Below are 11998 nucleotides of genomic sequence, written 5' to 3' on the forward strand. Positions count from 1 at the left end.
CGTTCGTACCGCACCACTCTACCGGCAAACGAGCCGGGACATGGACCGCCACGGGGGTTCCACGACGTTGGTGAAGATTCCCGAGAGCTCCGACCACATTCCCTGTACGGCTTGCGCCACAACCGTCGCGTTCGCGACGATGGGCATACGTAATGCTCATCATCGCCACGAGGACGGGAGTCGACATGCAAAGCGAGCACTCGGCGGCACAGTTGCCAAACTGTATCCCTAAAGATACAATCAACCATATCAGCATCCGCAAGACGGACGAATACGAACGATGGTTCCGTGGACTCAAGAACGGTACGGTACGAGCGCGCATCAATGCACGCATCAGGCGATGCCAGCTCGCCGGCAGACCGGTGGGAGACATCGCGCCGACCGGTGGAGGCACCGCGAAGCTCAGGTTCGATTTCGGCCCCGGCTACCGGGTGTATTTCGCCCATAAACAAGGCGTGCTCATGCTGCTGCTTGCCGGCGGTACGAAACGCGGACAGCAGCGGGACATCGAACGCGCCAGGAAAATGCTTGCACAACTCAAGGAGGATGGACGATGGTGAACGTCAGCACATGGGATGCGAGCGACTACATCAACGATGAACAGGACGCGATCGACTATCTGGACGCTGTCGCGGAAACGGGAGACCCCACGCTGATGCAGGCGGCGCTCGGTGACATCGCCCGAGCACGTGGCATGGGCCGCATCGCCGCCGAGGCGGGCGTCGGACGCGAAAGCCTGTACAAGAGCCTGAGCAGGGAAGGCAATCCAAGCTTCCAGACCATCGTCAAGGTGGTCCGCGCGCTCGGAGGCCGAATCAGCATACAACCCGTCTGATCGGCTGCGATCGGCTGCGATATGAGGCAGGGCCCCGGTCCGATGCGCGGAAGCGGTCATCGGACCGGGGCCCTGCGCGGAAAACGGAGAACGGAACGTGGGCCGGAAGGCTCAATCCTTCTCGATGGTCTTGCCGGCGGTGGGGCCGGAGGCGAGGTTCTGGATCTCGGTGACTTCGAGCACCGGGATGACGGCCGGCTTCTTGGTACCCTTCTCCTCGGCGACCTTCACTTGGCTCTCGTAGATGGCGTCGTCGGAGTGCAGGGTCACGGTGCCGCGGAAGCGGTAGCCCTTCTTCTCGGCGAGGTTCGCGAACGCGATGACCAGCGGGGAGCCGTCCTTGAGGTTCTCGTAGGCCTGGCCGGCGGTGCGCTCGTGGTAGGCGATGTGGTTGTCGTCGAGCACGAACAGGCTCATCTTCGGGCCGAGGTCGAGCTGGCCGTCCTTGGAGACGGTGGAGATCCAGCCCAGGTTGTTCTCGATGAAGGTCTTCATCTCGGCGGTGATCGTTGCCATGACAGTGTCCTTTCGTTGCAGCGGACGGTTGTATCCGCCACCCACCTTACCCACTTCCCCGACGCGCCCGGCCGCCGTTCGCTGTGAGGATGCCCACATGGGCATGTCACGGCCGCGCGGGCCGTATCGTATGAGCGTCCGGCAACATTCGGGAAAGGAACGCACGATGGGCATGCGGATGGTCGAACGGTTCAACGCGCTGCGCAGTCGCTGGTCACGCTCGTTCCCGCCGAATCTGGCGCGCATCATGCTGCTCGCGTGCGCGGCGCTGTGGGGCGGCAGCTATCTGCTCGCCAAGGTGGCGATGACCGCGATCCCGCCGCAATGGCTGATGGCGTTGCGCATGGCGGGCGCCTGCGCGTGCATGCTCGCCCTGTTCCACCGTCATATCCTGCCTGCGCTCGACCGGTCGATCATCGTGCCGGCGCTCGTGGTGGGCGTCACCTATTGGGGCACGATGGTCACGCAGATGACGGGCCTGCAGACGATCGACCCGGGGCGCAGCGCGTTCCTGACCGCCGCCTACTGCGTGCTCACGCCGTTCGCCACGTGGATCGTCTCCCAAGTCCGGCCGAAGGCCATCAACCTGGTGGCCGGCGTGATCTGCCTCGTCGGCGTGGGATTCGTCTCACTCAAAAACGGCATGACGCTCTCCCTGTCCGTCGGCGATTGGCTGACGATCGGCACGGCCGGCGTCTTCTCGTTCAACCTCACCTGCCTCGGCGTGTATACGAAACGCTTCGACCCGATCGCCGTCACCTTCGTGCAGTTCGCCGTGGCCGGTGTGCTGTTCGTCGCGGGCGCCGCGTTCACCGAGCCTGCACCTGACGCCGCCTGGCTCGCCCCGCCGGTGGTGGCGAGCGTCCTCTATCTGTTCCTCGGAGCCACGATGAGCGCGCAGATCATGCAGAACATCGGACTCGCGCACGTGCCCGCCTCGCAGGCGTCGATCATCATGTGCACGGAGAGTCTGTTCGCCGTCTCGTTCTCCGCCCTGTTCTGGGGCGAACGGATCACGTGGAGCTCGCTGGTCGGGTTCGCGCTGATCTTCACGGCCGTGCTGCTGTCCGTCTTCAAGCCGACGCGCCATTCGCTGCACCGCAACTGAACCACGGGCATGCCGGCGCGTCCATGTGACGCCGACATGTCGCTTGTGTGGAGATTCCCGCACACATGTAAGCATTCTGAGTCTTTCGTGGACGCCACAGACTATTCCCAGCGGTTTTGGGTACGTTCTATCTTCGTGAAGAAGTTTTTCCAAGGCATATCGATGTCGCAGATCATCGCGGGATCGCTTGCCGCCGTCACCTCGTTCCTCTTGTCCGCGAAGATCGGCATCGCGGGCTCGGTCATCGGCGCGGCGGCCAGTTACGTGATCTCCACGCTGGCTTCGAACATCTACGGCACGATCCTCAAGGCCTCCGGAGAGAAGCTCCAGGAGGTCAATCCGTTGAGCGGCAATTCCGCCGACAAGAAGGACGGCGACGCCGAGTCCGCCGCCGACTCGGCTGACGACGCCGACGACACCAAGACGAACGGCACGGCCACCGCGGAAGACGCGGCCGCCGCGGACACCGGCGACGAGACCGTCATCGGGCGCTTCAACGCCACCGATGTGCTCGAAGCGGGCGGGAAGGGCCGTACTCTCGGCATCGGCGACGTGCCGCTGCCGCCGGCGGCCGGCAGGACGGCGCCCGCGACGAACACCAGCACCTACAACGTGGCCGAGCTACGCGGCAAGCGCAAGATCGACCCGAAGCGCATGGCCATCATCGTCTCCGTGGTGAGCGGCCTGGTGGGCGTGGCGATCACCGCCGGCGTGGTCATGCTGTTCACCAACGGCCATGGCACCGACTCCGTGGTGCGTGACATCGTAAGCCCGTCCTCCACGTCCAAGACCACGACGGACACCGACACGACCACGCAGGAGACGCCGACGAAGCCGGAGAAGCCGAGCGACCAGTACGGCTACGACACGACCGACGACACGGACACCGACACGACCGACGGCACCGGCAGCACGAAGTCCGGCAGCAAGTCCGGCACGTCGGGCTCGTCCTCCGGTTCGGAGTCATCCTCCGGCACGTCCGGCTCCAGCTCGTCCTCGGGCACGAGCGGCTCCTCGTCGTCCGGTTCCTCCTCGTCCGGCTCGTCGTCCTCCTCCGGCTCGAGCGGCTCGTCCGGCTCGTCCTCGTCGGGCACGAGCGGCTCCGAATCGTCCGGCGGCACGTCCTCCGGCTCCGGCTCGTCGTCTTCGTCCGGTTCCAGCGGCTCGGGTACGAGCGGCTCCGAATCGTCCGGCGGCACGTCGGGTTCGTCCTCCGGTTCGACCGGATCCGGTTCGACCGACACCGGTTCCGGCGCCACGAACTGACGGTCCGTCGACATCATCGGGCGCCCTCCCGGTCCGGCCACGTCGGACTGGGAGGGCGCTCGGCGTAAGCGCCGCCGTTACGGATACGCCGAAAAACAACACGAAGGCCTGCAGGAAACCAATCCTGCGGGCCTTCGCCGTATCTGTGGAGCTAAGGGGATTCGAACCCCTGACCCTCTCCATGCCATGGAGATGCGCTACCAGCTGCGCCATAGCCCCGTATTCATTTATCAGCCCGCCGTGCGAACCTCGTATACATTACGACGAAGAACCGTTTCAGGCAAATACGCGTGTCGTCCGCGTGTCGCGCTTGCGGCATGCGGACGACAATCGCGCCACGTCAGCGTTCCTTCTCCCATTCGGGCGTGTCCGCGATGGCCGGACCATGGTTGTATTCGGCGAGACGCCAACGGAACGTGCCGTCGGGCATGTCCATCAGCGCGAGCCGCACCCAATGCGCGTTGCGCATCGAGACGACCGTGGCGAACGTGGGATCCACCTTGTCCAGCCCGAGCAGGGTCTGCAGGGTCTGCGCGATCCACGCGCCGTGGGAGAACACGAACAGGTCGGTGTCCTCCCCCGCGCGCGTGGCCCAGTCGTTCAGCGCCTCCATGCCGCGCATGCCCACGTGGCTTTTGGGTTCGGCGCCGTACTTGAGTTCACCGCCGCCGTGCATGCGCCATGAGGCGAAGTCCTCCGGGTAGCGTTCGGCGAGTTCGGCGACGGCGTGGCCGTCCCACTCGCCGAAGCTGCGTTCGCGCACGCGCTCGTCGTCATGCACTTCGACGCCCGCCCGGGGGCCGCCGAGCGCGTCGGCGAACGCCTGCGCGGTGGCGTGGGCGCGGCTCAGGTCGGAGGAGACGATGAGGCGTCCGGTGACCTCCGGACGCCGGTCGACGTACAGCGACTTCAGCGCGGCCGCGGTCTGGACGACCTGCCACCGGCCGACGGCGTCGAGCGGGATGTCGACCTGACCCTGCAGCTTGTGCGCCGCATTGTAGGAGGTGCGCCCGTGGCGCACGAGGAAGACGGATCGGACGTGGCGGACCATCATTCGGCGCTTTCCGGGTGCGCGAGCTCCAGGTCGATCTGCGGGCAGTCGCGCCACAGACGCTCCAGTCCGTAGAATTCACGGGATTCCTCGTGCATCACGTGAATCACGTAGTCGCCGTAGTCGAGCAGCACCCACTGGCCTTCGGTGAGGCCTTCGCGGTCGCGCGGCTTGCGCCCGTCGCATTTGAGATAGAGATTCTTTTCGATCTCCTCGGCGACGGCGAGCACCTGGCGCTCGTTGGATGCGCCGGCGATCATCATGATGTCGGTGATGCCGAGCGGTCCGGTCACGTCGTAGGCGACGATGTCGGTCGCCTTGACGCGGTCGGCCGCCTCGGCGGCGATGCGGATGTCGTCGATGGATGACTGCAGTGCGGTCATGAATCTCCTCGTGTCTGTTGCGTGATCTGAATGGTCGGAATCGCCGGAATGGCCGGAATAATGGCCGATACGCCCACGGACGCCGGTCAGCGCTCCCAGGCGGGCTTCCAGCCTTCGACGTTGTGCTGCGTGTTCTCCGAGTACACCATCGTGTCGTCGGGAACGGCGTGGCGGATGACGGATCCGGCGCCGGAGGTGACGTTGTCGCCGACCTCCACGGGCGCGACGAGCAGGTTGCCGGCGCCGATGTGGCAGCCGGTGCCGATCGTCGTGCGGTTCTTGTGCACGCCGTCGTAGTTGGCGGTGATGGTGCCGCCGCCGACGTTCGTATGGTCGCCGAGCTGCGCGTCGCCCACGTAGCTCAGGTGCGGCACCTTGGTGCCGTTGCCGATGTGCGCCTTCTTCATCTCGACGAAGGCGCCGGCCTTCGCCTCCTCGCCGAAGTCGTTGCCCTGGCGCAGGTACGTCCACGGGCCGATGTTGGTGGCGCGGCCGATGTGGGATTCCTGAACGCGGGAGCGTTCGACGACGGCCTCGGCATCGATGGTCGCGTCGATGAGCGTCGAGTACGGTCCGACGACCGCCTCCTCGCCGATGACCGTGTGGCCTTGGAGGAACGTGCCGGGCAGGATGGTCGCGTCGCGGCCGATCTCGACGTCGTCCTCGATCCACGTGGTCTCCGGGTCGAGGATGGTGACGCCGGCACGCATCCACGCCTCGCACACGCGGCGGTTGTGCGCCTTGGCGAGCGCGGCGAGCTGCACGCGGTCGTTGACGCCTTCGACGCTCAGGGGGTCGGGGGCGGTGAACGCGCCGACCTTGCCGTCGGCGCGGGCGGTCTCCAGCGCGTCGGTGAGGTAGAACTCGCCCTGCGCGTTGTTGGACTTGAGGTCGGCGATGGCGCGAGCGAGCAGTTCGGCGTCGAACACGTACACGGAGGTGTTCACCTCCTGCACGGCGAGTTCGCTGCGGTTCGCGTCCTTCTGTTCGACGATGCGCAGCACGTTGCCTTCGCGGTCGCGGATGATGCGGCCGTAGCCGGTCGGATCGTCGAGCACGGTGGTCAGGACGGTGGCGCCGTTGCCGGATTCGTTGTGGAACGCGACGAGCTTGGCGAGCGTGTCGGAGTCGAGCAGCGGCATGTCGGAGGCGGCGATGAGCACGGGGCCGGTCAGCGGGCCGTTCTCGGCAAGCTGCGCCATCGCGCACTGCACGGCGCGGCCGGTGCCGGGGATGTCGTCCTGGTTGACGATGGTGACGTCCTCGTCATAGGAGCGGGCCGCGGCGGCGACGCGCTCGGCCTGGAAGTGGACGACCACGGCGAGCGTGTCCGGATCGAGCGCCCTGACGGAGTCCATGACGCGGTTGAGGAAGGTCCTGCCGGCGAAGGCGTGCAGCACCTTCGGCTTCTTGGAGCGCATGCGGGTGCCTTCCCCCGCGGCGAGGATGATTGCGGCGGTCACTGCCGAAGATGCCATATGCGTGTCGTTCCCTTCACTTGGCGTGTCATCTGTTCCAGCACCTAACGATAGACGGCCGCCCGGATGTGCCGGACGGCCGTCTGCGCGGTGTAGGCGTTCCCCCACCTGGATTCGAACCAAGACAAAGGGTTCCAAAGGCCCGTGTGCTGCCATTACACCATGGGGGACCGGCGGCGTTCGCCGCCAAGTGTTTATTTATACCATAAGGTCAGGCGAAAAGGAAACCCTGGCCATGGTGCTCGGGGTACGTGTCGAACAGCTCGGCCACGGAGCCGTCCTCGAACACGGCGCGGATGGCGCCGGCGAGCAGCGGGGCGATGGACAGGACGGTCAGTCCGTCCCAGCGCTTCTCCTCGGGGATCGGCACGGTGTCGGTGAGGACGACCTCGCGGGCGCCGCTCTCCTTGAGGCGTTCGACGGCGGGACCGGACAGCACGCCGTGCGTGGCGACGACGGTGACGGACTTCGCGCCGGCCTCGCGCAGCACCTTGCATGCGCCGGCGATCGTGCCGGCGGTGTCGATGAGGTCGTCGACGAGCACGCAGTCCTTGCCCTTGACGTCGCCGACGACGCGGTTGGCGACGGCCTGGTTCGGACGGGTGATGTCGCGGGTCTTGTGCACGAAGGCGAGCGGGCCGCCGCCGAGGCGCTGCGCCCACTGCTCGGCGACGCGGATGCGGCCGGCGTCCGGGGAGACGACGGCGACGTTGTCGAGCTGGCCCTGGAAACGGTCGCGGATGTAGTCGACGAGCACCGGCATGGCGATGAGATGGTCGACGGGGCCGTCGAAGAAGCCCTGGGACTGCGCGGCGTGCAGGTCGACGGACATGATGCGGTCGGCGCCGGCGGTCTTGAGCAGGTCGAAGATGAGACGGCAGGAGATGGGCTCGCGGCCGCGGTGCTTCTTGTCCTGGCGGGAGTAGCCGAGCAGTGGGCAGACGGCGGTGATGGAGCGGGCGGAGGCGCGCTTCAACGCGTCGATCATGATGAGCTGCTCCATGATCGCCTTGTTGATCGGCTGGTAATGGCTTTGCAGCACGAACACGTCGGCGCCGCGGACCGATTCGGTGTAACGCACGTACATCTCGCCGTTCGCGAAGTCGTATGCGGTGGTTTCGAGCACGTCGATGCCGAGCTGGTCGGCGACGTCCTGCGCGAGTTTCGGATGAATCCTTCCCGTGACGAGAATAAGGTTCTTGTCGGGCTTCCCTTCGAGGATTGCGCTCACCGTATCTCCCAAACGTTGTTTGCAGTTATCAATGGACGAAAACCAAGTGTAATGGCCATAGCCGACCTGCTCCGCGGGCACGCGTCGCGCGGGTTCAGTGCCCGGCGGCGATCCATGCGTCGATGGACCGTCGGATGGCCTGCGCGTAGATGTCGCCGCCGTCGGGGTGGATGCCGTCCGCGGCGAGGTGGTCGGCGTTGGCGGTGGCCATCGCGTCCCAGTCGGCGACGAGCACGTTGCCGGAATGCCCGGCGGCGAAGTCGGCGAGGAGCTGGTTGTTCGACGGAATCCACGAGCGGTCGCCGTGCGCGTTGACGAGCACGAGCACCCGGTCGGGGCCGATCATGTCGAGGTAGCGGTCGAGCTGTTCGGGCGGGATGGGGCCGTTGGTGGCGAGGCCGAGCACGACCCACTGGCGCAGCCCGTCGCCTTTGCCGGACACGATGCCGATGCCGGCGAAGCTGGAGCGCGACACCTGCGCGTCGATGTCGATGCCGGGGAACACCCGCTGCATGCCTTTGGCGCCGGCGAGCATGACGGAGTCGCCGATGGCGGTGATGTCGTCGCCGGCGGGCATGGCGTGCGCCGGTCTGCGCGGCGCGGGGGCCTGGGCGCGGCCGAGCGCCCGTTCGGCGTCGAAGCGCGCGGCCTGCCGTTCGAGCGCGATCTCGACGGAGGTCCTTTCCGGCGCGTCCCGTACGGCGTACACGCCGCCGACGATCACGGATAGGAGGACGACGCAGGAGACGACGATGCGCACGAAGCTCCTCCAGGTGACGAAGCCCAGGGGAACGACGATCGAGACGACGCCGCCGACCGCCGCGGGACGTTCGACGAGGATCCACGAGACGGCGGTGGCGAGGATGGCGACGGCGAGCGTGACCGGCAGCACCCATGGACGCATGTCCCGTCCGGGCGCGAGACGCGGCAGCGCGGCGGAGACGATGAGCCACACCGGCCAATGCCAGAGATACAGGCCGTAGGAGTAACGGCCGAGGAGGGCGAGCGGGCGGAACACGAACTGGGACTGCATCCATGAATCGGTCTGCACGGTGCCGGCGATGAGCAGCACGGCGAGCACGCTGGCGAGCGGGATGCCCCATCGGAACGCGTCGGCGTCCTGGTCGCCGCGGAAGGCCATGTCGATGAGCGCGATCGCGGCGATGAAGGCGACGGCGGGCGCGAGGACGCGCCGGGCGCGCACGATCCACGGCAGACGGTCGCCGATGGCGACGTGGCGGTTCGCGACGATCCAGGCGAGGGCGACGCCCAGCATGAAGCCGGTGGCGTGCGTGTCGGTGCCGAAGTAGACGCGCGTGGGGTCGGCGCCGGGCTCGTACAGGAGGTTCATCGACAGGGCGCTTCCCACGGCGAGGGCGAGGGGGACGAGCACGGAGCAGCGGCTGCGCCGGATGCGGTGCATGATCCATGCGAGGAGCGGCGTGACGAGGTAGAGCTGCATGAGCACGGAGACGAACCACAGGTGCCGCAGCAGCTGCGGGTTCATCTGGCCGAAGTAGCTGTTGCCGCTGGCGATGGCGTACCAGTTGTAGCACCCGAGCGCCACGGTGACGATCTGGTCGCGGATGCGGACGAGCAGGTCCCCGTCGAGCAGCCATGCGGCGGTGCAGACGGCGGGCACCATGAGCACGAGCGCCGGGTAGAGGCGCGCGAAACGTCTGGGCCAGTACTCCTCGAGGCCGAGCCCCTCCCCCGCGTTCAACCGGGTGAACATGCCGCTCACGGCCAGGAATCCGGACACGGTGAGGAACACGTCCACGCCGTAGAATCCTCCCGGCAGCCATGACTGCTCGCAGTGATACAGGATGATGGCGATGAGGGCGAGTCCCTTGATGCCGTCCAATCCGACGAAATGCCGACGTGCCACTGTTCTTCTCTACTTCTCTTGTCTCTCGTTCTTCCCGCGTCCGCCGGGTTGTTCCCGCAAACCGCGGACAGTGACAGACTAGTAACACTCCCCCGCCGACGCGCCTTTCCCGTGTCGTCGTTCACGCCACATTCAAAAAGGCCCGGAACGTCGGAAACGTTCCGGGCCCTCTCACATCACCGGGGAATCGCAGGATGCGTGCGGAGACCGCCGTCCGAAGACGAAGGCGTACGACGGTACGTCGAGCCTGAGGAAAGGCGGCATACGCTCCATCCCGCGATTACTCCGTGGAATCCGGTGATGCGTGCGGTAGCAAGGCGCACCGAGGGAAGGCGTACGAAAGTACGCCGACCGAGGAGCAACGCAGCTAACGATCCATCACCGGATTTCACTCCCATTCGATGGTCGCCGGCGGCTTGGAAGTGCAGTCCAGCACGACGCGGTTGATCTGGCGGCATTCGTTGGTGATGCGGGTGGAGATGGTGGCGAGCACGTCGTAGGGGACGCGGGACCAGTCGGCGGTCATGGCGTCCTCGGAGGAGACGGGCCTGAGGACGATGGGCGAGCCGTAGGTGCGCTCGTCGCCCTGGACGCCGACGGAGTGGACGTCGGCGAGGAGGACGACGGGGCACTGCCAGATGTCGCGGTCGAGGCCGGCCTTGGTGAGCTCCTCGCGGGCGATGGCGTCGGCCTCGCGCAGGACGTCGAGGCGTTCGCGGGTGATCTCGCCGACGATGCGGATGCCGAGGCCGGGGCCGGGGAACGGCTGGCGCCAGACGATCTCGTCGGGTAGGCCGAGCTCGGTGCCGATGGCGCGGACCTCGTCCTTGAAGAGGGTGCGCAGGGGCTCGACGAGCTGGAACTTGATGTCCTTGGGCAGGCCGCCGACGTTGTGGTGGCTCTTGATGTTGGCCGCACCGTCGCCACCGCCGGATTCGACGACGTCCGGGTAGAGGGTCCCCTGCACGAGGAACTTCACTTCCTTGCCGCGGGCGCCGGCCTCCTCGAGGACCTGGAGCTGGGCCTTCTCGAAGGTGCGGATGAACTTCTCGCCGATGATCTTGCGCTTGCGCTCGGGCTCGGAGACGCCCTTCAAGGCGTCGAGGAAGTCGTCGGCCGCGTCGACGGTGATGAGGCGGATGCCGGTGGCTTCGACGAAGTCGTGCTTGACCTGCTCGACCTCGCCCTTCCTGAGCAGGCCGTGGTCGACGAACACGCAGGTGAGCTGGTCGCCGATGGCCTTGTGGACGAGGGCGGCCGCGACGGCGGAGTCGACGCCGCCGGACAGGCCGCAGATCACTTCGGCGTCGCCGACCTGCTCGCGGATCTTCGCGACCTGGTCTTCGATGATGGAGGAGGCGTCCCAGTCGGAGCCGAGGCCGGCGCAGTCGTGGAGGAAGGTCTCGATGAGCTGCTGTCCGAGCGGGGTGTGCTTGACTTCGGGGTGCCACTGCACGCCGTAGAGCTTGCGGGACTCGTCGGCCATGGCGGCGACGGGCGCGCCCTCGGTGTGGGCGAGGACCTCGAAGCCGGCGGGCGCGGTCTTGACGGCGACGCCGTGGCTCATCCACGTGCTCTGCTCGGCCGGGGAGCCGGCGAGGATGGCGTCGGCGTGGTCGATCGTGGTCTCGGTCTTGCCGTATTCGCCGAGGGCGGCCTTGTCGACGTCGGCGCCGAGGGCGTAGGCCATGGCCTGGAAGCCGTAGCAGATGCCGAGCACGGGCACGCCCGCCTCGAAGAGCTTCTTGTCGACGCGCGGGGCGCCGGGCTCGAAGACGGAGGCCGGGCCGCCGGAGAGGATGATCGCCTTCGGATCCTTGGCCAGCATCTCGTCGACGGGCATCGAGTGGGGCACGAGTTCGGAGTAGACGTTGGCCTCTCGGACGCGACGGGCGATGAGCTGGGCGTACTGGGCGCCGAAGTCGACGACGAGCACAGGACCTGTTGCCATGGATGTTCCCCTAACGTTTATCGGGATGTAACTTGATGACTTGCCAGACCATTATCCCCGTCCAACGAGACAAGGGGAAAAGGCCGTTTTCATGTGCGGAAAACGCACTTCCTTCACATGCCGGCACGGCCAACACGCCGGGAGTGAACATAACGAAACGAACGTGCCCCATCGCGCGAAAAGCGTTGTTTCCATTGATATTCCAACGTTTTCATTTCGTCTTGCCGCATTTTTGATGCGCACAATCGCACGGGCAATTCACACAAAACCAGCAAAAATCGAAACAATTCC

General features: G+C 66.4%; 11 protein-coding genes and 2 tRNA genes. 4 read left to right on the forward strand and 9 right to left on the reverse strand.

From position 1 onward, the window contains the following. The first annotated feature begins 152 nt into the window (after positions 1–152). Together AC1AYN_RS07270 and AC1AYN_RS07275 are read left to right on the forward strand one after the other, a co-directional pair. A complete protein-coding gene (locus tag AC1AYN_RS07270) occupies positions 153–560 on the forward strand; it encodes a type II toxin-antitoxin system RelE/ParE family toxin (protein WP_476532753.1) in 408 nt (135 codons plus the stop codon). Then, on the forward strand, positions 554–835 hold the full coding sequence (locus tag AC1AYN_RS07275) for an addiction module antidote protein (protein ID WP_476532754.1): 282 nt from the start codon (positions 554–556) through the stop codon (positions 833–835). Before AC1AYN_RS07270 ends, AC1AYN_RS07275 begins: the two co-directional genes overlap by 7 nt. Before the next feature lie 111 nt (positions 836–946). Here AC1AYN_RS07275 and AC1AYN_RS07280 read toward each other — a convergent pair whose 3' ends face one another. Further along, a complete protein-coding gene (locus AC1AYN_RS07280; RefSeq protein ID WP_476502187.1) occupies positions 947–1351 on the reverse strand; it encodes a pyridoxamine 5'-phosphate oxidase family protein in 405 nt (134 codons plus the stop codon). A gap of 172 nt (positions 1352–1523) precedes the next feature. On the opposite strand from AC1AYN_RS07280, the gene AC1AYN_RS07285 reads away from it, so the two are divergent. Together AC1AYN_RS07285 and AC1AYN_RS07290 are read left to right on the forward strand one after the other, a co-directional pair. Then, the gene (locus tag AC1AYN_RS07285; protein ID WP_476532874.1) at positions 1524–2459 is read left to right on the forward strand and encodes a DMT family transporter; all 936 of its coding nucleotides are present in this window, start codon (positions 1524–1526) and stop codon (positions 2457–2459) included. A gap of 162 nt (positions 2460–2621) precedes the next feature. Further along, entirely contained in the window at positions 2622–3725 is a 1104-nt protein-coding gene (locus tag AC1AYN_RS07290) for a hypothetical protein (protein ID WP_476532755.1), read from the forward strand. A gap of 146 nt (positions 3726–3871) precedes the next feature. Here AC1AYN_RS07290 and AC1AYN_RS07295 read toward each other — a convergent pair. The 8 genes from AC1AYN_RS07295 to guaA all read right to left on the reverse strand — a co-directional run bounded on the left by AC1AYN_RS07295 (position 3872) and on the right by guaA (position 11707). Next, a tRNA-Ala gene (locus AC1AYN_RS07295) sits at positions 3872–3944 on the reverse strand. Between the two features lie 121 nt (positions 3945–4065). Continuing rightward, positions 4066–4776: a histidine phosphatase family protein gene (locus AC1AYN_RS07300; protein ID WP_476502208.1), complete on the reverse strand. Its 711-nt coding sequence runs from the start codon at positions 4774–4776 to the stop codon at positions 4066–4068. After that, complete coding sequence (gene rsfS, locus AC1AYN_RS07305) at positions 4776–5159, reverse strand: ribosome silencing factor (protein ID WP_476532756.1); 384 nt, start codon at positions 5157–5159, stop codon at positions 4776–4778. Before rsfS ends, AC1AYN_RS07300 begins: the two co-directional genes overlap by 1 nt. 86 nt (positions 5160–5245) lie before the next feature. Beyond that, positions 5246–6637, reverse strand: a complete 1392-nt coding sequence (glmU, locus tag AC1AYN_RS07310) for a bifunctional UDP-N-acetylglucosamine diphosphorylase/glucosamine-1-phosphate N-acetyltransferase GlmU (RefSeq protein ID WP_476532757.1) — start codon at positions 6635–6637, stop codon at positions 5246–5248. Positions 6638–6736: 99 nt separating this feature from the next. Then, positions 6737–6807: transfer RNA gene (locus AC1AYN_RS07315), tRNA-Gln, on the reverse strand. A 41-nt stretch (positions 6808–6848) separates the two neighbouring features. Continuing rightward, the gene (locus tag AC1AYN_RS07320) at positions 6849–7868 is read right to left on the reverse strand and encodes a ribose-phosphate diphosphokinase (protein ID WP_476502184.1); all 1020 of its coding nucleotides are present in this window, start codon (positions 7866–7868) and stop codon (positions 6849–6851) included. A gap of 94 nt (positions 7869–7962) precedes the next feature. Beyond that, positions 7963–9756, reverse strand: a complete 1794-nt coding sequence (locus AC1AYN_RS07325) for an acyltransferase family protein (RefSeq protein WP_476532758.1) — start codon at positions 9754–9756, stop codon at positions 7963–7965. 388 nt (positions 9757–10144) lie between these two features. Next, entirely contained in the window at positions 10145–11707 is a 1563-nt protein-coding gene (guaA, locus tag AC1AYN_RS07330; protein WP_476502182.1) for a glutamine-hydrolyzing GMP synthase, read from the reverse strand. Between the last annotated feature and the right edge of the window lie 291 nt (positions 11708–11998).

Source organism: Bifidobacterium sp. LH_413, from assembly GCF_056357015.1.